We start from the raw sequence: 25,941 nt of genomic DNA, 5'->3' as shown, positions 1-25,941 counted from the left end.
AACAACTCACTCCCCCTCCCCTTTCCGGGCCCGTTCGGACCTGCACGAGAGCAGCGAAGCGGAAGGAGATCCGGGAAAGGGGAACATGCAAGAGCCTGCCAAGCCCCACGACATGTCCAGCGTACTCACGCTCACGAGGACGTCATCCTAGATGAACTCGATCTCCGCCACTCCGAGGCGCTGCGAGACGACCTCCGACATCCAATTCACACCGCCCGGCCTGAGCCTCAAGCAGATGGAGTTCGGCAAGCGGGTGCCTGCGGGCACGATGATCCTGGCGCCGTGCGCGCTGATTTCAAGCATCGTGCAAGTCAATGCATCAATCTCTTCGGCAGATGAGACCTGTATTGTGTGAGCGACCAAGACGCCGGCCGCGGATCGATTGCTCATCATGTGCCTCGGATAGGCGGAGGGCGCCTCGTTCATCCGATAACTGATTACGTTGCGCCAAAATCAATTGCGCAAGAAGAGCTAGGCCATTCGGCATGGCGCGCCGCCGATCGGCACGGCCGGCGAATTTGGGCGTGCGGGCGTGACGGCCGCCCGGCCGGGTTAAGACCCGTTATGCAGTAACCGTTAGATGGTTCTCACGCGGCGAGCGCCTTGCCACAAGATCTCTGCTTCAGTTGTTCTGAAGCCCCCATCACTGAGCCCGCCGGCAACGCTGTGCGGGCTCATTTCTTATGGGATGGCCGTGCCGCGCAGGACCTCCGGCATGGCCGGGCTCGTCGCGACGCGGGCCGCGGATCGACGCGAGAGACCGGAGGCGCCCCGATCCATGGGTCGAATGCGGCGCGATCCGGCCGAACGACCCCGTCGCTGCCGTGCCTTCGCACCCCGCCATGGCCGGAGATCTTTATCTTCCCTTGGGTCAAACGGTGAAACCGGGACGTGGCTGGAGTGTTGAGCACTCAGACGGAACGGCCCGATGCCCAGTGGTCTCGAGGCCGTCGCGCGCTCGGTTCGATCCGCCCGTGGTGACGGGCCGCCGACCGGACCGGCGCGACCGATGTCGGGCGAGGAACGCGAGCGGAGGCCGCCATGGACAAGCAGTGGAAGACGATCCAGGAGATCGCACGGGATCGCGGCATCACCGTCGATGAGGCGCAAAGGCTCGTTCAGCGCGAGCATTGCCCGGCCACGTTCCACGCCTCGGTGACGCTGTACTTGGTGTGAGCGCCCCTTCGATCGGGGCGCCGGCCTCGGGCGCGACAGGGCCGGCCGCTCTCGGCTGATTGGAGCGGTGCACACCGGCGCAGCCGCCCCCCCCCGCATACCGCCCAAAAGCATGCGTCGCGCACGGGCGGGCCTTGCCTATAGTCGGCCGCGGCGTCGCCAAACGTGGCGGGGCCGTCATGGCAAGGGAGCGCGCCGATGCACGTCACGATCAAGGAAGCACAGGCGGCCATCGAGGCCGCGCGCGCCAAGGCCGTGGAGATCGGCACGCAGATGTGCATCGCCATCGTGGATTCCGGCGGCAACCTGAAAGCCTTCTACCGCATGGACGATGCCTGGGTCGGCTCGATCGACATCTCCCAGAAGAAGGCGAAGACCGCCCTCTACTTCGGAATGACGACGGGCCAGATCGGCAAGCTGTCGCAGCCGGGTGGCCCGCTCTACGGGATCGAGCATTCGAACGACGGGCTGATCACCTTTCCGGGCGGCATTCCGATCGTCGACAAGGACGGCGTGATGTCCGGCGCGATCGGCGTCAGCGGCTCGACCGTGGAGAACGATCACACGGTGGCCGAGGCCGGGGCCCGCGCCATCGGCCGAACCGAATTGCCCGATCACCCCTGGCGGACCTGATCCCACGCCGGAGCATCGGCGGCCCGGCCCGGGGCCGAACGATGCGCCGGCCCTGATCGGCCTATGTCGACGCGGTGGCGCCGCCACCGTGCCGGCGCGGCATCGTCCGATCGCCTCAGCGCCCCTCGGTTGAATGCGGCGTGGCAGGGCGGATCAGCAGCCGAGGCAGATCGAGCCGAGGGTGCGCCGCATCCGCTCGTCCCAGAGGCGGTCGCGCTTCTCGACCTCCTTCTGCCGCGCGATGCGCTGCCGCTCGGCCTCGCGGGCCTCGGCGCGCACCTTGGCCTGGGCTGCCGCCTCCGCCCGGGCCTTCCGGGCGGTCTCCGCCTTGGCGGCCGCGGCCCCCCGGCGCTCCTTCGTGCGCGCGTCGGCTTCCGCGCGCGCGGCGGCTTGCGTCTTGGCCTTTTGCGCCGTGTCGCCCGGCTTCTCCGGGATCTCGGCGGGCGCCTGCGTGCGCGTCTCCGCGGGCGCTTGGACGGCCTGAGGAGCCGCCGGAGACGACGGGGCCTCCGGTGCGGCCAGGGCCGGTAACGCGGCCAGAGACAGGACGAGGATCAATCCGAGGCGCATGGCGTGTCCCATTCACAAGGCTACCCCAACGGCAGCGGCGCGGAGCGGTTCCTCTCGCGGATCGTCACACCCCGCGTCCCGCCGAGCCCCGGCCGCGCCACCGGATCCGCGTCCGGCGACGCAACTCCTGGTCGCGGGAGTCGCCGATACGGCATCGCATTTACGGTCAAGCTTTGTATGCTGACCCGATTCGGTCACACCGACCGGAAGGAGGCAGCCCATGACCACGACGACGCTCTGCGCCGGCCTCGGACTTCTCGCGCTCACGCTATCGGCCCCGGCGCTCGCCCAGGGAACGCCAGCGCAGCAACAGGCCTGCACACCGGACGCGATGAGCCTGTGCGGCGAACACATTCCGGACGGCGCGCGGGTGAAGGCCTGCCTCAAGAGCAAGCGGAGCAGCCTGAGCCCCGCCTGCCGAGCCGCCATCGCCTCGGAAGACCCCCAGCCCCGCAGGCAGCGCGGCCAATCCTGACGCGGCGCCGCGGCTTCGGCCCGCTCCGCCAGGGGGAGCGCGGGACACGACGGGGAGTGACGGTGTCCCGCGTGCCACGCGGTCAGGACATCAGGGGTAGATGACCCGCATGGCCGTCGTCTCCGGCCGGATCTCGGCAGGATCGGGCCCGGTCGGCGCCGCCCGCTTCAGCCGGGCCATCGCCCGGCGGGCCTCGTTGGCCGGCAAGGCCCCGGCCGGAGCGACCATGGCGGCGAGCCGGGCCCGGGTCTTGCGGTCGACCAGCGCGGACCGGCTCACCTCCTCGAAATCGCGCAGGGCATGCCGCTTGCCGGCCGTCCCCTTGAACACGTGCGCCCCGCCGGGCAGGACCACGATGTCGCCGGGCCGCAGGGTCGGATCCTTCAGCAGCGCAGCCGTGGGGCCTGCCGTCATGTCGAGGGGGCGCTGCCGGTCCGAAGCGGGCTCGAGGCCGGCCGCACGGCCCTTCTGCAGGGCGCGCGGCGCGACCGGGTCCGGCTTCGGCAAGGCGGCGTACCGCACCTTTGCCCGCACGGGCACGCCGTCGGCCCGCCGGGCGTGCCGGCGTCCAAAGACGCGGTAGGGCGACTGCGCCTGCGGTGCGGCGGCGGCCGGCGCGGGGCTGGGGACGGGCTCGGGCGCAGGAACCGCCTGCGGAGAGCCGAAGAGGGACTGGAAGAACCCGAGGCCGCCCTCATCGCCGGCCTGAACCGAGACGGCCGTGCTCACGACCGCACCGATGGACAGAACGACCGCGAGCACGCGGCGGCGGCGGAGAGGCACGGCATTCGGCATGAGAACTCCAGGTTGCGCGTGCGCTTGGGGTCGAACAGCGGCCTCTCAACGGGAGTTGATCAGAACAGTTCCGATCTGATCGCATCTTCTGGGGAGGTAATCTGGTCCAGCCGCTTATCGGATGCACCTTGAGCCGCCCGAATGCTGCTCCAGCCGATCGCCGTCCGCATCCCGGCCGCTGGAGCAGGATCCGATCGCGCTGCGGCCGGATCCTGCTCTCAGCTTCTGACCGTGTCGCGTTTTCTGCGACGAACCGGTGACCACTTCGTCGGAGAACGCTCTAACGCTGGTGCCCGAAGGCGGCCCGGCCCGCCTCGTTGATGCGGATCGCAGCGCTCGCCACGTCGTGGTCCACCCAGCCGAGCGCGACGAGGCTCGGCACGAACAGGTCGTCGTGCGGGTAGAGGTACGGGTCTTGGTCCAACTCGGCGATCGCGGTCCATCCCCCGACTTCGTTCAGCAGGATCAGGAGCCGGCATTGCTCCAGTCTCATGACTCGCCTCGCTGGTCGCGCTCGATGACCTCAGCCGGACAACATCGATCGCGCCTTCCGGTTCTCGGACCCGCCGGGTCTCCGGCACGCGCCGACGCTGCCGCCCCCTTGGCCCCCGGCGGTGCCGCTGCGACCTGGCCGGGGGCCGCGGACAGGGCGACGGCCGAGGCCTCGGGACGGCAGCGACCGTCACGCGCCCAGGCTCCGACAGCGACGGCTTGGCGCCACAACGCATTTTCGCTGCAGAAGTCACGACGGCAATGGATCCGTAGGAGCTACGGGTCGAGGATGCGGCTTCATTCGACTCATTATACAATTGCCCGGGCAACGAATCCCTTGTGCATTTTGCGTTTTCGGCCTGGACTGGTATTGGCTATCTTGTCGATAGTGCCCAGCGTGAGCGTGTCTCGCTGCGCTTCTGAGGAGGAGCTTCATGCCGAACGCATTCGTTCGTAAGCTCCAGAGAGGCGTGGAACTCACTGCAATCGACAGGAGCCGATTGATCGAAGCGACGTCTCGCACGCAGGTCGTCGCCCCCTATACGAATCTGCTCCGCGAAGGAGACGTGCAAGACAACGCCTACGTCATACTGAGCGGCTTCGCCTATTGCTTCAAGCTTCTGACCAATGGCGAACGGCAGATCGTCGCTTATCTCGTACCCGGCGACGCGGATGGGCTCTACGGCGTCACCACGGAGAATGCCGACTATTCAGTCGTCACATTGACGCCGTGCACCGTGGCCTTCATCTCGCGCGATACGATCGACGATCTTCTCGCACACAATCCCCGCATCGCCCGGGCCCTGTGGTGGTCTCTCCTGCTGGAGAAGAGTTCTCTCTGCGCCTCCCTGACCAATGTCGGACAACGGCCGGCTCCCCAGCGCTTGGCATACTTGCTCTGCGATCTCCTCTCTCGTCTTCAGGCGGTAGGGCTCGCCAGGAACGGCAGCTTCGAGATCCCGCTCAAGCAGCAAGATTTCGCAGACATCCTGGGCATTACGAGCGTCCACACCTGCAGAATTCTGAAATATCTGCAGAAGATCGATCTGTTGCTTCACGATTATAGAACAATCACGATCGTAGATTTCGATCGTCTGAAGAACTACGCGGATTTCAGTCCGACAGCATATTGAGCAGATGTAGACACAATTAGACGATTTCTCGCCTGCCCGCGTCTTTCTGCATTCGCCCATCCCCATGCGGAACCCTATGTCAGGTTTGCCGTTGCCAAGCTGTGCCTGCTTAGCTGAGCCATTGCCTCTCACGGCTACGCTTTGCACCAAAAGCCGGTCTACATTTCGGCGCTGCGCCAGCTAGGTGCTCGTAGCGCAAGGAGCCCATGGTGACTTCGATGGAAGTAAGCGCATGCTCACAGCCTGTCGTCGTGAATACGGGAGCCGGAGGCCAGGACGGCCTGCTCGTGTTCGTCAACCAGCAGCTCGTCGCAGTGCTCGTCCTGATGAACTCAAATCATGACCTGGACACGACGCTCGACGGCAAATGGTTCCTCGAGGCTGGTTTCGGCCCGTGCCAGGATTGGAACAAGGGACAGATCTTCGCCACCCAGGACGAAGCCATGACGTGGGTTCGCACGCAGATCGTGAGGGACAACATGGAGGCCTACTAGACCAACGCAGCACTCGTCGGCGCTCGGCGCGCCCGCGCCACGGCCGGTGAAGCGGCGGGCACCTGCGACGCTGATCCCAGCCGGATTCGGCCCGGCGACGGCGAATACCTGATCGATTGACATCGCCTCCGTCGCGGTACTTCGTTCGACGGCCGGATGCATCTCGTGGACTTTGCGCGGGAGCCCGCATCACCGGGACGAGGTGCCGCTCGTCACCCCTCCGCAGACGACTTCCACGGCGAATGACCGCCACGCCTGCTGCCCCGCGGCCTTCTCGGGCAGGATTCCGACCGCCGCAGCGGATAAGCTGACACGCGGCGAGGGCCGTCGTCGCTGCCGGCCTGCGCTGATGGGTGTCCAGCGAAACGGTCGCGGCCCCGCCCGCGGCGCTGTGAGGAGGATCGTATGCCGGACTGGCGAGCGTTGTTCGTGCCGGAGCATTCGCTGCTGGAGATCGCGTTCCGCGGCTCCGTCATGTACCTCGCCCTCTTCGTCATCATGCGCTTCGTCATGCAGCGCCAGGCCGGTGCCGTCAGCTTGGCCGACCTGCTGGTGATCGTGCTGATCGCCGACGTGTCGCAGAACGCCTTCTCCAACGAGTACAAGTCGCTCACCGAGGGCGTGCTGCTCGTCCTGACGATCGTGGGCTGGAACTACGGCATCGACTGGCTCGGCTTCCGCTTCCCGGCCTTCGAGCGCTTCATCACCCCGAAGCGGCTGCCGCTGGTCGTGGACGGGGCGATCCGCTGGCGGAACATGCGGCGGGAGATGATCACGCACGCGGAGCTGATGAGCCAGCTCCGGCAGCAGGGCATCGACGATCCGGCCCTGGTCAGGATGGCGTCGATCGAGCCCGACGGCAGCATCAGCGTCATCCGGCACGACGACGACCGGACGGGCAGCGGCGAGGACGAGCGCAAGGGTTACGGCTGAGCCCGGGCCTGATCGCCTGCGGCGACGGCGCCGCGAGGCGCGGTCAGAGCAGCGCCCGGTCGCGCTGCGACTTGGCGCTGCTCTAAGTCTTTGATTTGTCGAATTTTCTGCGACGAACCGGCATCCACTTCGTCGGACAATGCTCTAGCCGCCCAGGGCGGCGGACAGGCGCGCCACCGCCTCGCGGGCGAGGGCCGGGCTGATCGCGAAGCACAGGCGGATGAAGCCCTCGCCCTCCGGGCCGAACGCCGTGCCCGGCGCGACGCCGACCTTGGCTTCGCGCAGCAGCCGGAACGCCAGATCGAGGCTCGGCTCGCCGCCGCCCGCGCGGGCCATGAGGTAGAAGGCGCCGTCCGGCGTCGCGACCGTGACGCCGGGCAGGCGCGACAGGCCCGAGACCAGGATCTCCCGGCTCTCGGCGCAGCGGCCGACCATCGTGCGGATGAAGGCGTCGCCCTCGTCGAGGGCGGCCACCGCGGCGTGCTGGACGAAGGTCGGGATCGAGGTCGTGTTGTACTGGCCGAGCTTGGCGAAGGTCGGCCCCAGGCCGCGCGGAAAGACCAGCCATCCGGCGCGCCAGCCGGTCATCGCCCAGTTCTTGGAGAAGGTGTTGGCGACGATCAGGCGGTCGTGCTCGGTGCAGATCTGCAGGAAGGACGGCGCGATGGCATGGCCGTAGGTGAAATGCGCGTAGACCTCGTCCGAGAGGATCCAGAGGCCGTGCGTGCGGGCGAGGTCGCGCAGCGCCGTCATCTCCGCGAGCGGCATGATCCAGCCGGTCGGGTTCGAGGGCGAGTTCACCACCAGCACCCGGGTGCGCGGGGTCAGGGCCGCCGCGATGTCGGCCAGCGGCAGGCTGAAGCGCCCGTCGGGCTGCACCCGGTAGGGCACCGTGACGGGCACGCCGCCCGCGATGCGCACCGCCTCCGCGAGGTTCGGCCAAGCCGGCGAGGGAATCACGATCTCGTCGCCCGGTTCGAGGAGCGCCTGGGCGGCCTGCATGATCGCGTTCATGCCGCCCGCCGTGACGGCGAACCGGTCCGGGGCCACCTCCACCTGCCAGTGGCGGGCGTGGTAGGCGCTGAGCGCCTCGCGCAGGCGCGGCAGGCCGAGCGACGTGGCGTAGCGCGTGTGCCCGGCCTGCATGGCCCGGTGCGCCGCCTCGACGATGAAGGGCGGCGTCGGCAGGTCGCCCTCCCCGATCCACAGCTTCACCACCGCGGGATCGTCCCGGCCGCGGTCGGCCACGAGGCCGATCTGGCTCGTGCCGATGCCCTGGATGCGCGGAGAGAGGCCGGCGGCGAGATCGGCCGGCGGCGCGGAGGGGAGCGCATCGGTCATGCGTGGATCGGGCTCATGGTCGTGGCGGCGGCGGGAGGGTGCGTCGGGTCGTCGTCATAGCATCCTCGCCGCCGCGCGGGTTACCGCGGGCGCATGGGGGATGCGCGCCGAAGGGCCTCCCGACCCCGCCGGACGGCCGCCCGATGGTCAGGCCGGCAAGAGCACGTGGATCACCCGCCCGGCGATGAGATCCTTCGTCTTCGCTGCGTAGGCCGCCATGTGGGGGGCGGCCGCATGCGCCCGCAGGGCGTCGAGGCTGGCCCATTTCTCGACCACGACGAAGCTGTCCGGCCCCAGCGGAGCCTGCAAGGGGCCGGCGCCCTCTGCATCGACCGCCGCGCCGTACTCGATGCAGCCCTCCTCGGCGAGAACGGCCGGCAGGTTCGCCCGGTAGGCGTCCAGAACCGCCTCCCGCTGGCCGGGCTTGGTCGTGATGATGGCGAGGACGTGGATCACGGTGAACTCCTTCGGTCCGAGGCCGACCGGACCAAGATAGTCCAGCCCGGCGTCCGGACGCAGCCTCGCCGCGAAGGCGTCCAGGATCGACCGGAGACGCCCCCACCGGGGTGACGGCGGCGCAGGAGGCCGATCCGGCGTGAGGATCGTTCGGCGCTCCTCGCCGCTCCGTGGCGACGGTCCACCGATCACCGTCACCCGAAGGTGAACGCATAGGCGCGGACGCCCGGATCCTCGAAGCGGATCTCGAACGTGCGCTCGGCGGCCTTTTCGGACTGGCGGACCAGCTGGTAGAGGCGCGTCTCCGCCACGATGCCGTGGCCGTCCGGTGCGCTGTCGGCGCCGTGGTCGGCGCCGGGCGGCGCCCCGTCGAGCGTCACCCGGAAGCGAACCGGCTTGGTGCCGGGGCCGAGAACGAGATGCAGGTCGCGCGCCCGGAAGCGGTAGGTGATGGCGCCGTCCGCGCGGTCGAGCCGGACGTGCTCCGGTCCGATCTCCCAGGTGCCGGACAGGGACCATTGGTTGAGCCGCGGCGCGGCGGGCGAATAGGTCTGCGTCCCAGGCGAAAGGCCCTCCGGCGAGACGAAGTTCTCCGCCTTGTCCGACCCCAGATAGGCCTCCGCGGAGCGCAGCTGCGGGAGGTCGGGCGCCGTCTCGGCACCGTCGGCCCGCGGGGTGGTGACCTCTCGGTCCGCGGTACGCCGGCCCGCGGCCTCGGCGAGGAGATCCTGGATGACGGACTCGGATTGGGCATAGCCGCCCTCGCCGAACTGGTGGTGCCGGATGCGCCCCTCCGCGTCGATGATGTAGAGGGCGGGCCAGTAGGAGTTGCGGAGCGCGCGCCAGATCCGGAAGTCGTTGTCGATCGCGATCGGGTACGGGAGCGCGAACCGGCGGACGGCGCGGGCCACGTTGTCGATGTCGCGCTCGAAGGCGAATTCGGGCGCGTGGACGCCGATCACGCGCAGGCCCTGGTCCCGGTAGCGCGCCTCCCAGGCCCGGATGTACGGCAGCGTGCGGATGCAGTTGATGCAGGAATAGGTCCAGACGTGGATGAGCCGCACCGTGCCGCGGCGCGGCGCGGCGGCCTCCGGCCCCCCGTTGAGCCAGTGCGACGCGCCCTCGAGGCTCGGCAGGCGTCCCTCCACCGGAAGGCGGCTGCGGTACGGGCCGGGCGCGGTCTCGGCGCGGGCGGGCGAGAGGCGCAGCGCCGCGGCGAGTTTTTCCTCGGCCGCCGTGACGGGGGCCGTGGCGAGCGGCGCCAGGACCTGCGCGTCGAGCCCGAGGGCGATGGCGGCTACCGCCGCGAGCATCACCGCCCCGGCGATCCGGCGCAGCTCCTCGCCCAGGCCGAGGCGGCGGCGCAGGGCCGCGGTGAGCGCTCCGCCCACCCGGACGGCCAGCGCCAGGGCGGTGGCGGCGCCGGCCGCGTAGGCCGCGAGCAGGGCCGTCGTCTCCGCGCCGGGGCCGTTCAGGGCCGCCCCCGTCAGGACGAGGCCGAGGATCGGTCCGGCGCAGGGCGTCCACAGCAGCCCGGTCGCGGCCCCGAGCGCCAGCCCGCCGGCGATGCCGGCGGAGGCTCCGCCCCCGGCGAACCGCGCGACGGCCTCGCCGAGCCGCACCAGCGGCGCCGAGAGCCACGTCGCGGCGCGGCGCGACAGCAGCGTGACGGCGAAGAGGCCGAGCAGGCCGAGGGCCGCGAGACGCCCGGTCTCGCTCGCCCGCACGACCCACCCGCCGCCGATCGCGGCGAGCGTCGCGGCGGCCGCGAAAGCCGCGACCAGCCCGGCCAGGACGGGCAGCGTGCCCGCCGCGAAGGGCCGGTTGGCCCGCGCGAACACGAAGGGCAGAACCGGCAGGATGCACGGCGAGGCGATGGTCAGCACGCCGGCGAGGTAGGCGGCGAGGTAGAGAATCATGGCGGCTCCCCGGTGCCCTGGTGGCCCGCCCTGCTTCACCAGCCGAATGCCTCCCGCCTGTGTGCGGATTTGCCGATTCCGTATCGGCGTGTAGGGCCCCGCGCCGGTGGGCCGGCGCCTCCGCCCCGGAGAATCGGGTGGACGACCCCCCACCCAAGGCTCGCCGTCGCTACAGTACGGTACGAAGATCGGCTCGCCGCGCGGCCGGCAGGGCGCTATCCGACGAGACACGCGAGGGACCGTCTGTGGATCACATCGATCACGTGCTGATCGTCGACGACGACCGCGAGATCCGCGAATTGCTGTCGAGCTACCTCAAGAAGAACGGGCTGCGGGTCACGGTGGCGGCGGACGGGCGGCAGATGCGGGCCTTCCTCGACGCCGACCGGGTCGATCTCGTCGTGCTCGACATCATGATGCCGGGGGATGACGGCCTCGTCCTGTGCCGGGAGCTGCGCGCCGGCAGGCACAAGGCGGTTCCGGTGCTGATGCTGACCGCGCGCAGCGACGAGACGGACCGCATCGTCGGCCTGGAGATGGGCGCGGACGACTACGTGGTGAAGCCGTTCGCGGCCCGCGAACTGCTGGCCCGGATCAAGGCTGTTTTGCGCCGCACCCGGATGCTGCCGCCCAACCTCCAGGTGACGGAAGTGAGCCGCCTCCTCGCCTTCGGCGCGTGGCAGCTCGACACCACGACCCGCCAGCTGATCGACGAGGCCGGCACCGTCGTCCCGCTGAGCGGCGCGGAGTACCGGCTGCTGCGCGTCCTGCTCGATCATCCCCAGCGGGTCCTGTCGCGCGACCAGTTGCTGAACCTGACGCAGGGGCGCGAGGCCGACCTGTTCGACCGCTCGATCGACCTGCTCGTCAGCCGCCTGCGGCAGCGGCTCAAGGACGACGCCCGCGAGCCGGCCTACATCAAGACGGTGCGCAGCGAAGGCTACGTCTTCGCCATGCCGATCACCATCGCGCAGGCGCGCGAGGGATGAGGGCCGGCCGCCCGGGCCTGCCGCGCAGCCTCGGCAACCGGCTGTTTCTGATCCTGTTCGCGGGGCTCGTCTGCGCGCAGGTGCTGTCCTTCGCGGTCATGCTGCTCGAACGGGACCAGTCGGCGCGGGCCATGATGCTGACGACGCTGCAGCGCGACGTCGCCGTGGCGGTCGCGCTGCTCGACCGCCTGCCGCCCGCCGAGCGGCCCGCCTGGCTCCCGCTCCTCGATCGGCCGACCTACCGCTTCGCACTGGATGCCGGCGCGTCCGGAGAGGCGGCGCTCACCGCCCGCCAGCAGGTGATCGCGGATGAGATCCGCACGGCGCTCGCCCCGCACTTCGCGGTCCGGTTCGATGCCGTGCCCGGCGGGCCCGAGCGGCTGCAGGGCCACGTCGTCCTGTCGGACGGCGCGGCCCTGACCATCGTGGTGCGGCCGGCGGCGCGCCCCGTGGCGTCGTGGCTCCCCGTCGCGCTGGCGGTGCAGCTGCTCGTGCTGCTCGGCTGCGTCTGGCTGGCGGTGCGGCTGGCGGTGCGACCGCTGACGCGGTTCGCCGACGCGGCCGACGGGCTGGAGCCCGGCCGGCCGGCGCGCCGCTTCGCGGAGGCCGGGCCGGACGAGGTCGCGCGGGCCGCCCGGGCCTTCAACGCGATGCAGGAGCGCATCGCCCGCCACCTCGACGAGCGCGTCCGCATCCTCGCGGCGATTTCTCACGATCTCCAGACCCCAATCACCCGCATGCGGCTGCGGGTGGAGACGGGCGTCGAGGGGCCCGAGCAGGAGCGGCTCCTCGGCGACCTCGACGGGATCGAGGCCCTCGTCCGCGAGGGGATCGCCTATGCCCGCAGCGTGCACGGCGACGTGGAGCCGCCGACCCGCCTCGACCTGCGGGCCTTCATCGAGAGCCTCGCCTTCGACTACCAGGATACCGGACGCGACGTGGCGGTCTCGGCACTGCCGGACGTCACGACGGCGACGCGCCCGCAGGCCCTGCGGCGGATCCTGACCAACCTGATCGACAACGCGCTGCGGTATGCCGGCCGGGCGGAGCTTCGCGTCGAGGCCGGTGAGGGCCGGATCGCCGTCTCGGTGCTGGATCGCGGCCCCGGCATCCCGGCGGACAAGCTCGATGCCGTGCGGCTTCCCTTCGTCCGGCTGGAGGAATCGCGCAGCCGCGACACCGGCGGCACGGGTCTGGGCCTCGCCATCGCCGATCAGCTCGCCTCCGCGATCGGCGGGCGGCTCACCCTGAGCAACCGCGCGGGTGGCGGTCTCGACGCCACGATCACCCTGAGGTGAGGCCGCGCCGCCCGGCCGCATCCGCCCGATCGTCGAGGGAGAGCCACCGCGTGATCCGCAGCGCGCGCAGGAAATCCTCGTCGTGGCTGACCACCAGGAGCGCGCCGTCATAGGCCGCGAGTCCCTCTTCGAGGGCGGCGACGGCCTCCAGATCGAGGTGGTTGGTCGGCTCGTCGAGGATCAGGAGCTGCGGCGGCGCCGCGTTGCCGAGGATGCAGGCCAGCGCGGCCCGCACCTGCTGGCCGCCGCTCAGCGCCGCCACCGGCTGGTCCGCGGCGGCGGCCCGGAACTGGAACCGTGCGAGGGCCGCCCGGCAGCCGTTGGCGTCCTCCCCCGGGTTGAGCCGGGAAAAGTTCTCCACCACCGGCCGGTCGTGGTCGAGGAGGTCGAGGCGCTGGTCGAGGAGCGCCGAGCGCACGGCGACCGAGACCTGCCCCGCCCAGGGCCGGAGCCGGCCCGCGACGAGGTTCAGCAGCGTGGACTTGCCCGATCCGTTGCGCCCCGCGAGCGCCACGCGCTCCGGACCGGTGAGCGTGAGCGAGACGTCGCGCAGCACCGGCGCGCCCGGGCGGTAGCCGACCGTCACGCCCTCGACCGCGAGCACGCGCGTCGTGCGCGGCAGCCCGGTCGGCGAGACAGCGAGCGCCGCCGTCCGGACCACCTCGATCCGGCTCCGCGCCGCCGCGAGATCCTGTTGGGCCTCGGCGCGCTGCCGCTCCGCCGCCTGGGCGTTGCCGCCGGCATTCCGCTCCGCATCGTCCTGGCGGGCGCCGATCAGGATCCGGGGCAGGTCGCCGCGTTGGCCCCGGCGACGCCCGGCCGCGTCGCGGCGCTGCTGGCGCTCCGCGGCGGCCTGCGTCCGGCGGGCGAGGTCGGCCGTCCTGCGCTCGGCCACCGCGAGGTCGTGCTCGGCCGCGGCGATCTCGGCGGCCTTGGCCTGCCGGTAGGCCGCGAAGTCGCCCGGGTAGCGGCTCGCCCCCCGGGGCGTCAGCTCCACGATGGCGTCCATCTCGTCCAGCACCGCGCGGTCGTGGCTGACCACGACCGCGCCCGCGCGCCAGTCCCGCAGGACGGCGCGGACCGCGCGCCGGCCGTCGCGGTCGAGGTCGTTGGTCGGCTCGTCGAACAGCAGGAAATCCGGCGCCGCGAACAGCGCCGCCGCGAGGGCCGCGCGGGCACGCTGCCCGCCCGACAGGCGATGCAGGGGCGTCTCGGGGCCGGCCTCCAGCCCCATCCGGGCGAGCGCCCCGGTCAGGCGTTCGGCCAGGGTCCAGTCGGCCTCAGCGAGGTCGTCGGCCGTCGCGTCCCCGGTCTCGGCCCGCCGCAGCCGGGCGAGGCCGGCCGTCGCGCCGAAGAGGTCGGCCACCGTCTCGTCGGGCGAAACCCGTCCGACCTGCCGCAGCAGCGCGACGGTGCCGCACGCGGTGACGCTGCCGCCCGCCGGCCGCAGCCGGCCCGCCAGGAGGTTCAGGAGCGTGCTCTTGCCGACGCCGTTGCGGCCGACGAGACCGGTCCGCTCCCGGGCGAAACCGACGCTGAGATCGGAGAGGACGGCGCGTCCGTCAGACGCGGACCACGCGAGGTTCAGAACGGCGAGGTGAGCTGACATGCAGTGAGACATCCCTGGCGGCAAGGCGGTTCGGCATTGCGGTCAGGGTCAGTCTCATCGGCGTCACGGCTCCGCTGGGCCGGCGCTCGTACTCCCGGGCGGGGGCGAGCGCAAGGTGTTGGGGGCGAGCATTTCGGAATCCGGCCGGTCGTCGGCGTGGCGAGGCCCGCGGGCATCGGCCCGGAGGTCGCGCGCGACGCCGCCGTTCGGGGTTTGACGCCGACACGGGATGGCGGATGTCCTGTTCGCCGCCTCGGTATCCGCGTCGCGGGGCGGGGCCGGGGCGGCTCAGCCTCGGCCAGGGATGCGTCGGTCGCCTCGAGAACAGGTCGACTCAGCCGCCTTGCCCTCCAGCCGCGCGCTTTCCTGCCGAGGAACGGCGCAAGCGGAGGCGGCCGAAACGACCGCTACAAGGGACCCGCATAATATTCAGCAAGCAATTCCCAATCTCTCCCGGACAGCAAGTAGTCATCACGCCGGGAGAATTCAGGCGCATTACGTAGTTGATCTTCCGTGATAGTCGTGCGATAGCCTTGCAGTTTCAGATCGTAATGCAGATAGTCCCATGGAATGGCGTGCGTCTCCGAACCTGCGCCAAGGAATGCGCGGAACGAGGTGACGGCATAAGCGATGTTGCCACTGACCTTCTCGATCACAAGCCGCTTGATGGTTCCGATCTGCTTCCCGTTGACGTCGTACACAACAGTGCCTTCGACACGATCACTCTCGATGAGCGGGTGGGTTGGAGCTGATGCCGAATGCGTCTCCGTCATCGCTCATCTCCTTTGGGCTCGGATCAATTCAGACGGTCAACGCGCATCCTACCTCCGCGTGCCGCCCGGAGGCGTAATCGCGGGGTTAATGGCAGACTAGCAGCTGCTCATTCGTTCATGCCGACAGCCGCTGAGCTTGGTGAATACATTGCGCGCTGTCCTGGATCTGAGGTCCATGGTCCACCCTAATGGACTGGACAGCCTGAGACCGTGCACAGGCCTTGGATCACGAATCGGAGCGGGACCGCGCCGAAGCGATATCAACGACGACGGGGGACGTGCCGACAGTCGACGCCCGCTGCGCATCCTCCGGCAGCGAGAATCCGGAATGGTGACGGCCTGCACCGTGATGGCGGATCCCGGGTCTCGGAGGGGCCATGCGGCTCCGATTACATGGTCAGGCGCGTGACCTCGACCAGAACGTCCTCGAGGTAGGCTTTGATGCGACCGACGGCGGCTGTACCCGGTCCCACGATGCTGAAGGCGATCAATTCGCCGCGTGCGTGTACCTTCCGGATCAGAGTCTCTGCCTTCGTGGCCATCTCGCGCTCCGTCGGCGCGCGCAGAATGCTGCCCGTCTCGGTCGTCGTGACCCTGATTTCGAAAATGGGCGACTCAGGCTCCATGACGAGGATGCGGCAATCCCTTTGCGGCGAAAGCGTGTCCGTATGACGAAGGACTGACTTCTCCCGCCCGATGCTTCGGAGTTGCAGAGCCGTGCGCATTCCACGACATCGATCCGTGCTGGAAACGCCAGCCGTTGCGCCGCAAGCGCCCGCAGTACTTGTCATCATGGCCCACGGGTGCGCCGGCGAGGGCCGCGGGGGCCCGTCAAGGAGGTGTGTCTTCGGAGGACCCCTTGCGGGCCGCAGGCGTTGAGGGCGTCGGAAGGTGCCTGTAGCGCTCGATGGCCATTCGAGCGTTGAACAACAGGCGGTCCGGACCGAGCTCCCGATCGAAGCCTGCGCGCCGCACCATGTCGAGCACATCCGGGTTGCAGTCCACGAGCCAAAAGGTCACGCTGCTCCGCCGTGCACCCTCTTGAAGCATTTGCAGTGCCGAATACTCGATGTCGGGCACGCGGCTGAAGTCAAGGACGACGACGCGCGGGTTGTGCTCGGCGATGAGCGCCCGGATCCGATCACCCACGTTCTGAGCATTGGCGAAGTACAAGCGCCCTTCGGGGCGGAGGATGAGGAGCCCCTCGAGGGTTTCGTCCTCGGGATGGTCCGGCGACAGCGGACGCAGAACGTCGGCCCCGGGCTTGCGGGCGATGACCGAGACACGCGGATGAGCGGTCTGCAGGGCGAGGCCGATGAGGGAGAGGACGATGGCCACGACGATGCCCTGGAGCGTGCCGAACATCAGCACGCCCAGGGTCGCAACGACCGCCCAGCGGAACTCCATCCGCCGAACCTTGTAGATGGCCCGGAACTCCGCCGGCTGGATGAGGCTGGCCGAGTAGACGATGACGACCGCGGCCAGGGTCGCCTGCGGCAGGACGCCGAGGATCGGAGCCAGGAGCAGCATCGTGGCGAGGGCGGTCGCGGCTGTCACGAGCGAGGCCACCTGCGTCCGGCCGCCGGCCGCCCGCACGACCCCGGTCTGCGAGGTCCCGCCGCCGGCCGGCATGGCCCCGAGCAGGGCTCCCCCGAGGTTCGCGCAGCCCGTGGCGACCAGTTCGCGGTTGGCGTTGATGGCCGGGTCGCCCGGGCCCACGAAAGCCCGCCCCGCGGCAATGCTCTCCGTGAAGCTCATCAGGGCGATGCCCATGGCCCCCGGAAGAAGCGCCTGGATCAGGGTCGGATCCGGCAGCGTCAGGGAGGGGAGACCCTGCGGGATCGTCCCGACGGTCGAGACGCCCATCGCGCTCAAGCCGAGCAGCCAGGACATCGCGATCGCACCGGCGACCGTGACCAGCGGGGCGGGCGAGTGCGGCTTCAACCGTTCCATGCCCACCAGTGCGGCCAGCGTGATTCCCGCAACGGCCAGGGTCGGGAGCGATGTCTCGGGGAGATGACGGACGAGATTGACCAGATCCGGAAAGAACGATTGCTTCGGGATGTGGAGCCCGAGGAGCTTCGGCGCTTGATCCAACAGGATCACGAGACCGATGCCGGCTTTGAACCCCGTCAGGACCGGCACGGAGATGAAGCTGGCAACGAAGCCGAGCTTCACCAGGCGCGCCGCCAGAAGCAAGGCGCCGACAAGCGCCGTCAGCGTTGCCGTGGCGGCGAGAAGCCTGGCCGGATCGCCGTCGGGCACCACGTGGCCGAGTTCGGCGCCCGTCAGGATGGCCAGCGTCGTCGTCGAGGTCACGCTGAGGACGCGCGACGAGCCCAGCAGGCCGTAGATGATCAAGGGGACGAAGGCGGTGTAGAGGCCCACCGCCACCGGCAGGCCGGCCACCGTGGCATAGGCCATCGCCTTGGGCAGGACGACGGAAGCGGCGGTCAGGCCCGCAACGACGTCGAAACGAAACGCTGTCGGCTCGCCTTTCCAAGAGGCCCACGTCTCCGATCCGAGACCTCTCATCCGCGCTCCTCCGCGCTCAGCGTGGGCCCTGCGCCGATCCTACCATCGCTTCGATGAGGACCGCAGAGGGCGACGAGCGGCTTGGCTCTGGCCCGGTTGCATGCCGAGCGGGCCTCTCGGAGAACGGAGGGCCGGGCCAGCGGCCTCGCTGCCGATGAACTCAGTGCGCGCCTTCCTCCATGAGGATCAGGGTGCGCCGGAGGATCTCGAAGATGACGGCCGTCGACCAGCCGAACAGCAGGATCCCGTTCATGGCGGCGGCAGGACCGAGGAGACGCCAGCGCTCAGACGGAAGGATATCGCCATATCCCAGCGTCGTGTAGTTCACGAAGGCAAAGTACAGAAAATCAGACCCGGCCGGGGCGATGTCGACAGCTCTGTATATGATCGCCCAGATCATGATCTCCAGGGTGTGCGCCATCATGAGGACGCAGACCGCAGATGTCATGATCCCGGCCAGCGCAACACTGCTGTACCCGCGGAGGATGCGATGAGCGCGGGCCACCTTCAGAACGAGGGCCATCATGAACGAGTGGATTGTGATGCTGCAGACGCTTGCAACGGCACCAACCATCAACTGAGCCAGCATCTCCGATCTCCACCGGCATTCGCACATGAGCACCGTCGCAGCATGCAGCAGATGATCTGGGTCCGATGCACGATCCTCGTCTTTCCGAAACCGGCAGGAACGTGGCCGCACGTCCGTGATGGGTGTTCACGGCCTTGAAGGGCTCGGCAGCTGAACGGTTGAATGATTTGACCACCTCGGCTGCGGAGCATGACGGCCAGAGGGAGCAGATATTGCAGCCGCCGCCTCCGCCGCTCTTGTGCCGCTGAGGGCAGCCTGTCTTGCTATGGCTGATTCAAGCTCCGTCCTGTTTGCGGATTCATGACCGAGGCGGCGTGCTCGACGGGATGGCTGCCACACGCTGCAAGGCCGCGTCGGCACGGCCCGGCCTGGAGCCCCGCAGCCGATGGGCGCATCATGGTGCGCGAGCGCCGCCTGCCCCCAACCGGCCGGCCCCCGACTTTGTAAGCGTCTGTAGCTTGGCGGGCTCGGGCGTACAGGCGATCACACCCAGGCGGCGGGACCACACACGCGGGACAAGCGCAGCCGGCATCCGTCGCGCCATCGGCATCGCGGAGAACCGAACCATGAGTGAGACGAACGAGGCATCGCGCAGGGACTGGCTCAAGGCCGCCGGCGCGCTCCTGGCCGCCGGAACCATCGGACCCGCCGGGGCGGCCTGGGCGCAGCCGATCGGCGCCGCCTCCGGCAAGCTGCCGGCCGTGGCGGCGGGCGCCCACACGTCGTTCGGCCCCCTGCGGCGGGTCCGCGCGGGCGACCTCGACGTCTCCTACGCGGAGATCGGTCCCGCCACGGGCAAGCCCGTCCTGCTCCTGCACGGCTGGCCCTACGACATCCACAGCTACCTCGACGTCGCCCCGGCGCTGGCCGCCGCGGGCTACCGCGTGCTGATCCCGTCCCTGCGCGGCTACGGCGAGACGCGCTTCCTGTCGGAGACGACGCCGCGCAACGGCCAGCAGGCGGCGCTGGCGGCCGATGCCCTGGCCTTCCTGGATGCGCTGACGATCGAGACCGCGCTCGTCGCAGGGTACGATTGGGGCGCGCGCACCGCCTGCATCCTCGCCGCGCTCTGGCCCGAGCGCTGCACCGGCCTCGTCTCGGTCAGCGGCTACCTGATCGGCAGCCAGCAGGCCAACGCGATGCCGCTGCCGCCGAAGGCCGAGCTGCAATGGTGGTACCAGTTCTACTTCGCCACGGAGCGGGGGCGCGAGGGATACGCGCGCTACACGCGCGACTTCACCCGGCTGATCTGGCAACTCGCCTCGCCGCAGTGGCGGTTCGACGAGGCCACCTTCGCCCGCTCGGCCGCGTCCTTCGAGAACCCCGACCACGTCGCCATCTCGATCCACAACTATCGCTGGCGGCTCAACCTTGCGGAGGGCGAGCCGCGGTTCGACGCGATCGAGCGCAAGCTCGCGGGTTTTCCCACCATCGCGGTGCCGACGATCACGCTGGAGGGCGACGCGAACGGGGCGCCCCATCCGGATCCCGCCGCCTACGCCAAAAAATTCACCGGCCGCTACGCGCACCGCCTGATCACCGGCGGCATCGGCCACAACCTGCCGCAAGAGGCACCGCAGGCGTTCGCGCAGGCGGTGGTCGACGTCGATGGCGCCTGAACCCCGCCGCTCCTGGCTGCTCCCGGCCGCCGCCCTCGTCCCGATCCTGGCCTTCGCGGCGGCTGCTCTCGCGCAGCCGGAAGCGGGCAAGCCGGCCTCGCCGATCTACGGCGTCACGGTGCCGGACGGCTACCGGGCGTGGCCGCTGATCGCGCCGGCCCTCGAAGGGGCGCCGCTCAACGAGCTGCGCGCCGTGCTGGGCAACGACGTCGCGGTGAAGGCCTACGCGCGCGGCACCCTGCCGTTCCCGGACGGAACGATCTTGGTGAAGCTCGCCTGGCAGCACGTGCCCTCGCCCGACTTCGAGCCGGCCACCGTGCCGGGCCGGGCGACCACCGTGCAGGTGATGGTGAAGGACGCCCAGCGCTACCCGGCGACGGGCGGGTGGGGTTTCGGGCGCTTCATCGACGGCCAACCGGTGGACGAGGCGCAGCACGAGACCTGCTTCGCCTGCCACGAAGCCCGCGTGAAGGACCGTGATTTCGTCTTCACGCGCTACGCCCGCTGACGTCCCGGCCGCTCCAAGTCTTTGATTTGCCGCATTTTCTGCGACGAACCGGAATCCACTTCGTCGGAAAATGCTCTAGGCATGCAATGCCGGGCGGCCTGGGATACCATGGCGCCATGCCTCCGTTCCAAGCCGGTTTCTGGATCGTGGCGCCTGCCGTGGGGGTGCTGGCGGGCCTGGTCTACGGTCTTCTGTTCAACGTCGAGTTGCTGGTCTCGGCCACCCGCGGTGCGTTCATCGGCGCGCCCATCCTGCTCTACGAGCGCAGCCTGCTGCTGCGCGGCTGGCGCGACCTGATCCGCCGGGCCGCGACCCCGCTCTTCGCCGTGGCGACGTTCGCCACCTACGTGGCGATGATCGTCGTGGGCAATGCGGGCGCCGGGACGGTGCTGCACCACGGCTTCGGCTACATGCCGAATGCGCGCGCCGCGATGATGATCTCGGAGACCGGCTTCGTCTACGCGCTCGGCTTTTCCGCCGTCGCCGCCTTCGTCTTCCGCGTCCGAGACCTGATCGGCCCGCGCGTGTTCGCGAACCTGCTGATCGGCCGCTACCACCGACCGATCAGCGAGGAGCGCATCTTCCTCTTCCTGGACGTCACCGGCTCGACGCGGTTCGCCGAAGAGCACGGCGACCTGATGGCCCAGCGCTACCTGGGGGCGATCTTCGGCGCGCTGGCCCGGCCGGTCCACCGCTCGCGCGGCTCGATCGACGACTACGTGGGCGACATGGCGCTCGTGAGCTGGACGATGGAGCGGGGCACGCGGGACGCGGCCTGCCTGCGCTGCGTGTTCGATATCGCCCGGACGATCGCCGCGGAGTCCGACCGCTGGGTGGCGCAGTTCGGCCAGGTGCCGGGCTTTCGCGCCGCGCTGCATTGCGGCTCGGTCGTCACGGCCGAGATCGGGCTCGAACGCCACAAGATCGCGTATTTCGGCGACACGCTGAACACGACGAGCCGGCTCGAAGCGGTCGCCAAGGAGCTCGACGTCCCGATCCTCGTGTCGGGCGATCTCCTCGACCGGCTCGGCCCGCTGCCCGACGACATCGTCGCCGAGGATCTCGGGCTGCGCCGCGTGCGCGGTCGCAACGAGCCGCTCCGGATCGCGGCGATCCGCCACGACTCGATCCCGGGGGCCTCGCCGGCGCCTCGCTCCGCACCGGACCGCCCGGCGCCGCGCGCCCGGCAGCACGGCGCCTGACCGGCACGCCGGTCGCCACGGCGGGCCTCGCGTCGCGGGCGCTAGCGGCGGGCCAGCGGCTTGGCCTGCCACAGGTCGGATTGCGCGAAGTCGAGCATCATGCGCTCGGACAGGTTGGTCACCGCCAGGGTCGCGCGCGACGAGGGCCGGTTCAGCGGCATGGCGAGGTAGATCTTCCGAGTGAAGCCCGGCGACACGACGCGGAAGGTGTGGATGCGCTCGGCCGCCAGCGAGGCCGGCAGCGTGCTCTGATGAAGGGCGGCGAGCGAACAGATGGTCGCGGCGGAGAGGCGGTGGATGACCTCGAAGATCTGCGTCGTCGCGTCGATCTCGATCGTCACCCGCAGCACGTGACCGAAGCTTTTGGCGGTCGCCTCGGCCAGGATGCGCAACCCGTGCTGGAGCCCCGGCATGACGAGATCGAGCCGCGCCACGTTCGCCATCGGGATGCAGCCGCTCTCGTCCAGGAAGGGCTGCACCAAGTCCGGCCTGTAGGTGGCGACGTAGAGCTCCTCCTCGGCCACGGCGCGCAGCGAGGCGGAGCGGTGGTCGGCCGCGCCGCCGCCGAACACGACGGCCGCGTCCAGGGTGCCCTCCCGGAGCCAGTCGGCGATGTAGCCCGACATGCTCTCCACGACCTTGAGCCGGACCTGGGGCAGTTCGCGCACGCAGCGCTCGATCAAGGGCCCGGTCAGCAGCCCGATGAGCGATCCCGGGATGCCGAACCGCACCGCGCCGACCACCGGGCTGTCACGGCCACTCAGGCTCGCCTTCGCCTCCTCGGCCTGCTTGAGGATGGCGTAGGCGTGGGCCAGGAAGGTGCGGCCGTCCTCCGTCAGCACGAGCCCGCGCGCGCGGCGGTGGAAGAGCTGGGTGCGAAGCTCCTCCTCCAGGCCCTTCAGCCTCGCGCTGAGCGAGGGCGGGCCGACGTGCAGGACCTCGGCCGCCCCCACCAGCGAGCCCGTCTCGGCGATGGCGACGAATACCCGGAGATCGCGCAGGTCCATCGCACCATTTCACCGGATCGGCCGGCGCTGTCCATGCCCGGCCGGCCTCCCGACGGGTTTCGCGGTTCGGCGACGGCGATCGGCGCCGTTCCACCCGTCCAGGCGGACGGCGCGGTGGGGGCCGGCGCCGGTCGGCCCGGAGGTCAGCCGGGGCCGGCGTTGCTGTCGAGCGCGTCGGCCTGCGCCAGGACGTTGCGGGCGCGCTCGGCCACGGGCCGGTCGATCATCGCGCCGTCGTAGGTCGCCGCGCCGCGGCCCTCGCGGTGGGCGGCATCCAAGGCCGCGAGCACGCCGCGCGCCCACGCGATCTCCGCCGGGGACGGCGCGAAGCCCGCGTTGAGGATCGGCACCTGCTTCGGGTGGATGCAGAAGCCGCCGGTGAAGCCCATGTCGCGCGCCTGCGCGATCTTGGCCGCGAAGGCCGCCTCGTCGGCGAAATCCGCCACGGTGCCGACGTAGCCGATGGGCTGGATGCCGGCATTGCGCGCCGCCACGACGGCCTGCGCGTTGGGGACGAAGAGCGTGTCGAAGGTGGGACGCGCGCCGAGCGCCACCGCCAGATCCTCGGCGCCCACCGTCATCCCGCACAGGCGCGGATGGGCGGCGGCGATGGCCGGCATGGCGAGCAGGCCGTCGCAGGTCTCGATCATCGCGACGAGGCGGGTATGCCCGCGCGGCAGGCCGCGCTCGGCCTCGACCTCGTCGAGGATCTCGGCGATGGCCCGCACGTGTCCCGGATCCGGAACCTTGGGCAGGGTCAGGCAGCACACGTGCGGCCCCACCGCGGCCTCGATGTCGGCGATGGCCTGGCGCCAGGGCCGGTTGATCCGCACCACCACGTCGAGGTTCTGCGCGGCGAGGCGCTGCGCCGCAGCGGCGACGCTCTGCCGGGCCGGCTCCTTCAGCTCCTCGGGGATCGCATCCTCGAGGTCGATCTGGATCGCGTCCGCGCCCCGCTCCGCCGCCTTGGCGAGGAAGCGCTCGTTGAGGGCGGGGATGAACAGCATTGAGCGCCATGCGCCCGTCCGTGTGCCGGTCCTCGCGGTCATCGCGGGTCTCCTTCCGTGAGGCCGAGTTCGCGCCGGATCTCGTCCGTGTGCTCGCCGAGCCGGGGGGCGGGCCGGCGGAAGGGCTGGGGCATGCCGGAGAAGCGTGGGATGACGTTCGGCATCGGCACGCGCGTCATCTCCGCGTCGGGCGCCGCGACCAGCGCCTCGCGGCCGTGGACGAAGGGATGGTCGATCAGGTCGGCGACCGAGCAGACCGGGCCGACCGTGACGCCCGCGGCCTCGAACAGGGCGAGGTTCTCCGCCTGGCTGCGCTCGGCGACGAAGGCGGCGATGATGGTGTCGAGGGCGTCCCGGTTGCGCACCCGCGCGGCGTTGTCGACGAAGCGCGGATCGCTCTTGAGGTCGGACCGCCCGATCGTCTCCAGGATGCGCTCGGCCATCGACTGCATGGAGCCCGACATGGCGACGTAGGCTCCGTCCGCGCAGGCATAGACGTTGCGCGGGGCCGTGTGCGACGACTGGTTGCCGGCCCGCATCGTGGGCTCGCCGGTGAGCGCGAGGTGGGCGGCCTCCGCACCGATCATCGCGTGGATCGGCTCGAACAGCGACAGGTCGAGCACCTGCCCGGCGCCGCCCCGCTCGACCGCCCGCAGGGCGGCGAGCGTCGCGGCGGCGCCGTAGAGGCCGGCGATCATGTCCGCCAGGGCGAGCGGCGGCAGGGTCGGCGGCTTGTCGGCATGGCCGTTCATGAAGGCCCAGCCCGACATCGCCTCCACGAGGGTCCCGAAGCCGGGCTTGAGCCGCCAGGGGCCGGTCTGGCCCCAGCCCGAGACGCGCAGCATCACGAGGCCGGGATTGCGCCGGTGCAGATCCTGCGGGCCCAGGCCCCAGCGCTCCATCGTGCCGGGCACGAAGTTCTCGACCAGGACCTGCGCGCTGTCGATGAGGCGCAGCAGCGTCTCGCGGTCGTCCGGCTGGTGGATGTCGAGCACGATGCTGCGCTTGTTCCGGGCGTAGACCTTCCAGAAGGTCTCGATGCCCTCCACGCGCCAGTTGCGCAGGTCGTCGCCCTTGCCGGGGCGCTCCACCTTGATGACGTCGGCGCCGTAATCGGCCAGCACGTGCGTCGTCATGTTGCCGGCCACCAGCCGCGACATGTCCACCACGCGGACGCCGTCCAGCAGGCCCTTCGCGTCCGGCGCGTAGCTGATCGTCTTCATCATGCCTGCGCGCGCTCCTCGACCACGATCAGGGGCTTGATCTCCTGCAGGGCGTGCATCCGCTCCAGGGCGAGATTGACCTCGTCGAGCGCGTACCGGCCGGTGATCATCCTGCCGAAGGGGATCCGGTCGATATGGGCCGAGGCGAATTGCAGCGCCTTCCAGTAGGACTTCACGTCGCCCGAGAAGGACCCGATGACGCGGATGTTCTTCTTCACGATCAGGGAGGGGCTGAAGGTCGTCTCGCCCGCGCCGAGCTGGCCGACCGTGAGATAGCGCCCGCCCTTGCGCACGAGGTCGAGCCCCTGGCCGAAGGCGTCCGGAAACCCGGTGAATTCCAGCACCATGTCGGGCCCGCGCCCGTCCGTGAGCGCGCGCAACGCGGTCGCCCGCTCCTCGTGGGTCGTGCCCTCGATCGAGAAGACGTGCGTCGCGCCGAACTCCCGCGCCAGTTCGAGCCGCGCGGCGGGGGCGCCGATCACGCTGACGGTGCGGGCGCCCGCCACCCGGGCCACCGCCGCGGCGAGCACGCCGAGCGGGCCCGCTCCCTGGATCGCGACGTGCTCGGACGGGTCGATCGGGCCGAGATTGTCGAAGGCGTTCATCACCGAGCGGAAGGCGCAGGAGCACAGGCTCGCCACCGCATCGTCGAGGTTGTCGGGCACCCGCACGCGGCCCGATTCCGGCAGGACGTAGCCGTACTCCGAGAATCCGCCGAGCAGGTAGGGCGGCGTCTCGATGTTCTCGTACATGTAGGCGCGCCGGTTCTCGCACAGCGTGGGCTGGCGGGCGACCGTGCAGTAGAAGCAATGGCCGCAGGCCGTGTGCGTCCACAGGATGCGGTCGCCGATCGCGAGTTGTTGCCCGACGTTGTCGCGGTCCGCGCCCTCGCCGATCGCCACCACCCGACCGACCATCTCGTGGCCCAGGATCACCGGCAGGTTGACCTGCAGCGAGAGGTTGCCGCGCGACAGGTGGACGTCCGTGCCGCAGATCGAACAGGCCGTCGTCTTGACGATGAGCGCGCCCGGCTCGGGGCCGGAGGGCACCGGCACGCACTCGATCTTTACGGGTTCGCCGAACCGGCGCAGCACCGCCGCGCGCGAGGTGGGCGGCAGCGAGGGCGCGGGCGGGCGCGGCGCGGCCGGGGGCGTGTCAGACATCT

General features: G+C 70.2%; 27 protein-coding genes. 12 read left to right on the top strand and 15 right to left on the bottom strand.

Features of this window, described 5'->3' with window-relative positions; genetic code table 11:
* The first annotated feature begins 151 nt into the window (after nt 1-151).
* The 3 genes from ACKUB9_RS08390 (at nt 152) to ACKUB9_RS08380 (ending at nt 1,809) form a co-directional block, all read left to right on the top strand.
* Nucleotides 152-355 carry a hypothetical protein gene (locus ACKUB9_RS08390; RefSeq protein ID WP_407520678.1) on the top strand — a complete coding sequence of 68 codons (204 nt, stop codon included), beginning with the start codon at nt 152-154 and terminating at the stop codon, nt 353-355.
* A gap of 686 nt (nt 356-1,041) precedes the next feature.
* Entirely contained in the window at nt 1,042-1,176 is a 135-nt protein-coding gene (locus tag ACKUB9_RS08385) for a hypothetical protein (protein ID WP_407520680.1), read from the top strand.
* 198 nt (nt 1,177-1,374) lie between these two features.
* Entirely contained in the window at nt 1,375-1,809 is a 435-nt protein-coding gene (locus ACKUB9_RS08380; RefSeq protein WP_407520682.1) for a GlcG/HbpS family heme-binding protein, read from the top strand.
* 153 nt (nt 1,810-1,962) lie between these two features.
* Here ACKUB9_RS08380 and ACKUB9_RS08375 read toward each other — a convergent pair whose 3' ends face one another.
* Entirely contained in the window at nt 1,963-2,379 is a 417-nt protein-coding gene (locus ACKUB9_RS08375) for a hypothetical protein (RefSeq protein ID WP_410823163.1), read from the bottom strand.
* 220 nt (nt 2,380-2,599) lie between these two features.
* On the opposite strand from ACKUB9_RS08375, the gene ACKUB9_RS08370 reads away from it, so the two are divergent.
* A complete protein-coding gene (locus tag ACKUB9_RS08370; protein WP_407520686.1) occupies nt 2,600-2,854 on the top strand; it encodes a hypothetical protein in 255 nt (84 codons plus the stop codon).
* 90 nt (nt 2,855-2,944) lie between these two features.
* Here ACKUB9_RS08370 and ACKUB9_RS08365 read toward each other — a convergent pair whose 3' ends face one another.
* Nucleotides 2,945-3,649 (bottom strand): hypothetical protein, encoded by a 705-nt coding sequence (locus ACKUB9_RS08365; protein WP_407520688.1) that lies wholly within the window; start codon nt 3,647-3,649, stop codon nt 2,945-2,947.
* A gap of 280 nt (nt 3,650-3,929) precedes the next feature.
* Nucleotides 3,930-4,142, bottom strand: coding sequence for a hypothetical protein (locus ACKUB9_RS08360; RefSeq protein WP_407520690.1), 213 nt, complete (start codon nt 4,140-4,142; stop codon nt 3,930-3,932).
* Between the two features lie 433 nt (nt 4,143-4,575).
* Between ACKUB9_RS08360 and ACKUB9_RS08355 the strand changes: the two genes are divergently transcribed.
* The 3 genes from ACKUB9_RS08355 (at nt 4,576) to ACKUB9_RS08345 (ending at nt 6,701) form a co-directional block, all read left to right on the top strand.
* Nucleotides 4,576-5,274 carry a Crp/Fnr family transcriptional regulator gene (locus ACKUB9_RS08355; RefSeq protein ID WP_407520692.1) on the top strand — a complete coding sequence of 233 codons (699 nt, stop codon included), beginning with the start codon at nt 4,576-4,578 and terminating at the stop codon, nt 5,272-5,274.
* 206 nt (nt 5,275-5,480) lie between these two features.
* The gene (locus ACKUB9_RS08350; protein WP_407520694.1) at nt 5,481-5,768 is read left to right on the top strand and encodes a hypothetical protein; all 288 of its coding nucleotides are present in this window, start codon (nt 5,481-5,483) and stop codon (nt 5,766-5,768) included.
* Between the two features lie 405 nt (nt 5,769-6,173).
* Entirely contained in the window at nt 6,174-6,701 is a 528-nt protein-coding gene (locus ACKUB9_RS08345; RefSeq protein ID WP_407520696.1) for a DUF421 domain-containing protein, read from the top strand.
* Nucleotides 6,702-6,845: 144 nt separating this feature from the next.
* Here ACKUB9_RS08345 and ACKUB9_RS08340 read toward each other — a convergent pair whose 3' ends face one another.
* The 3 genes from ACKUB9_RS08340 to ACKUB9_RS08330 all read right to left on the bottom strand — a co-directional run bounded on the left by ACKUB9_RS08340 (nt 6,846) and on the right by ACKUB9_RS08330 (nt 10,417).
* Entirely contained in the window at nt 6,846-8,042 is a 1,197-nt protein-coding gene (locus ACKUB9_RS08340; protein WP_407520698.1) for a pyridoxal phosphate-dependent aminotransferase, read from the bottom strand.
* Nucleotides 8,043-8,189: 147 nt separating this feature from the next.
* Nucleotides 8,190-8,498, bottom strand: coding sequence for a putative quinol monooxygenase (locus ACKUB9_RS08335; RefSeq protein ID WP_407520700.1), 309 nt, complete (start codon nt 8,496-8,498; stop codon nt 8,190-8,192).
* Between the two features lie 194 nt (nt 8,499-8,692).
* Nucleotides 8,693-10,417, bottom strand: coding sequence for a cytochrome c biogenesis protein DipZ (locus ACKUB9_RS08330; RefSeq protein WP_407520702.1), 1,725 nt, complete (start codon nt 10,415-10,417; stop codon nt 8,693-8,695).
* Nucleotides 10,418-10,662: 245 nt separating this feature from the next.
* On the opposite strand from ACKUB9_RS08330, the gene ACKUB9_RS08325 reads away from it, so the two are divergent.
* Nucleotides 10,663-11,406 (top strand): response regulator, encoded by a 744-nt coding sequence (locus tag ACKUB9_RS08325; RefSeq protein ID WP_407520704.1) that lies wholly within the window; start codon nt 10,663-10,665, stop codon nt 11,404-11,406.
* Complete coding sequence (locus tag ACKUB9_RS08320) at nt 11,403-12,704, top strand: ATP-binding protein (protein ID WP_407520706.1); 1,302 nt, start codon at nt 11,403-11,405, stop codon at nt 12,702-12,704. Before ACKUB9_RS08325 ends, ACKUB9_RS08320 begins: the two co-directional genes overlap by 4 nt.
* On the opposite strand, the gene ACKUB9_RS08315 is transcribed toward ACKUB9_RS08320, so the two are convergent.
* From ACKUB9_RS08315 to ACKUB9_RS08295, 5 genes are all read right to left on the bottom strand, one after another.
* Nucleotides 12,691-14,313 carry an ATP-binding cassette domain-containing protein gene (locus ACKUB9_RS08315; RefSeq protein WP_407520708.1) on the bottom strand — a complete coding sequence of 541 codons (1,623 nt, stop codon included), beginning with the start codon at nt 14,311-14,313 and terminating at the stop codon, nt 12,691-12,693. The genes ACKUB9_RS08320 and ACKUB9_RS08315 overlap by 14 nt on opposite strands.
* Before the next feature lie 407 nt (nt 14,314-14,720).
* Nucleotides 14,721-15,086 (bottom strand): PRC-barrel domain-containing protein, encoded by a 366-nt coding sequence (locus ACKUB9_RS08310; RefSeq protein ID WP_407520710.1) that lies wholly within the window; start codon nt 15,084-15,086, stop codon nt 14,721-14,723.
* A gap of 389 nt (nt 15,087-15,475) precedes the next feature.
* Nucleotides 15,476-15,811 (bottom strand): hypothetical protein, encoded by a 336-nt coding sequence (locus tag ACKUB9_RS08305; protein WP_407520712.1) that lies wholly within the window; start codon nt 15,809-15,811, stop codon nt 15,476-15,478.
* 106 nt (nt 15,812-15,917) lie between these two features.
* Nucleotides 15,918-17,621, bottom strand: coding sequence for a SulP family inorganic anion transporter (locus ACKUB9_RS08300; RefSeq protein WP_407520714.1), 1,704 nt, complete (start codon nt 17,619-17,621; stop codon nt 15,918-15,920).
* A gap of 160 nt (nt 17,622-17,781) precedes the next feature.
* Nucleotides 17,782-18,210, bottom strand: coding sequence for a potassium channel family protein (locus ACKUB9_RS08295; protein WP_407520716.1), 429 nt, complete (start codon nt 18,208-18,210; stop codon nt 17,782-17,784).
* Between the two features lie 566 nt (nt 18,211-18,776).
* Between ACKUB9_RS08295 and ACKUB9_RS08290 the strand changes: the two genes are divergently transcribed.
* From ACKUB9_RS08290 to ACKUB9_RS08280, 3 genes are all read left to right on the top strand, one after another.
* Nucleotides 18,777-19,829: an alpha/beta fold hydrolase gene (locus tag ACKUB9_RS08290; RefSeq protein WP_407520718.1), complete on the top strand. Its 1,053-nt coding sequence runs from the start codon at nt 18,777-18,779 to the stop codon at nt 19,827-19,829.
* The gene (locus ACKUB9_RS08285; RefSeq protein WP_407520720.1) at nt 19,819-20,337 is read left to right on the top strand and encodes a cytochrome P460 family protein; all 519 of its coding nucleotides are present in this window, start codon (nt 19,819-19,821) and stop codon (nt 20,335-20,337) included. The genes ACKUB9_RS08290 and ACKUB9_RS08285 overlap by 11 nt, the downstream gene beginning before the upstream one ends.
* A gap of 116 nt (nt 20,338-20,453) precedes the next feature.
* Nucleotides 20,454-21,539 carry an adenylate/guanylate cyclase domain-containing protein gene (locus tag ACKUB9_RS08280; RefSeq protein WP_407520722.1) on the top strand — a complete coding sequence of 362 codons (1,086 nt, stop codon included), beginning with the start codon at nt 20,454-20,456 and terminating at the stop codon, nt 21,537-21,539.
* A gap of 41 nt (nt 21,540-21,580) precedes the next feature.
* On the opposite strand, the gene ACKUB9_RS08275 is transcribed toward ACKUB9_RS08280, so the two are convergent.
* The 4 genes from ACKUB9_RS08275 to ACKUB9_RS08260 form a co-directional block, all read right to left on the bottom strand.
* Nucleotides 21,581-22,546: a LysR family transcriptional regulator gene (locus tag ACKUB9_RS08275; protein WP_407520724.1), complete on the bottom strand. Its 966-nt coding sequence runs from the start codon at nt 22,544-22,546 to the stop codon at nt 21,581-21,583.
* Between the two features lie 143 nt (nt 22,547-22,689).
* Nucleotides 22,690-23,595: an HpcH/HpaI aldolase/citrate lyase family protein gene (locus ACKUB9_RS08270; RefSeq protein ID WP_407520726.1), complete on the bottom strand. Its 906-nt coding sequence runs from the start codon at nt 23,593-23,595 to the stop codon at nt 22,690-22,692.
* Nucleotides 23,592-24,779 (bottom strand): CaiB/BaiF CoA transferase family protein, encoded by a 1,188-nt coding sequence (locus ACKUB9_RS08265; RefSeq protein WP_407520728.1) that lies wholly within the window; start codon nt 24,777-24,779, stop codon nt 23,592-23,594. Before ACKUB9_RS08265 ends, ACKUB9_RS08270 begins: the two co-directional genes overlap by 4 nt.
* Nucleotides 24,776-25,939 (bottom strand): zinc-binding dehydrogenase, encoded by a 1,164-nt coding sequence (locus tag ACKUB9_RS08260; RefSeq protein ID WP_407520730.1) that lies wholly within the window; start codon nt 25,937-25,939, stop codon nt 24,776-24,778. The genes ACKUB9_RS08265 and ACKUB9_RS08260 overlap by 4 nt, the downstream gene beginning before the upstream one ends.
* Nucleotides 25,940-25,941 lie beyond the last annotated feature (2 nt).

It is taken from the genome of Methylobacterium oryzisoli (assembly GCF_046557895.1).
Lineage (GTDB): Bacteria > Pseudomonadota > Alphaproteobacteria > Rhizobiales > Beijerinckiaceae > Methylobacterium > Methylobacterium oryzisoli.
The sequence above is the reverse complement of the archived record's forward strand: the minus strand, read 5'-3'. Positions and strand labels throughout refer to the sequence as shown.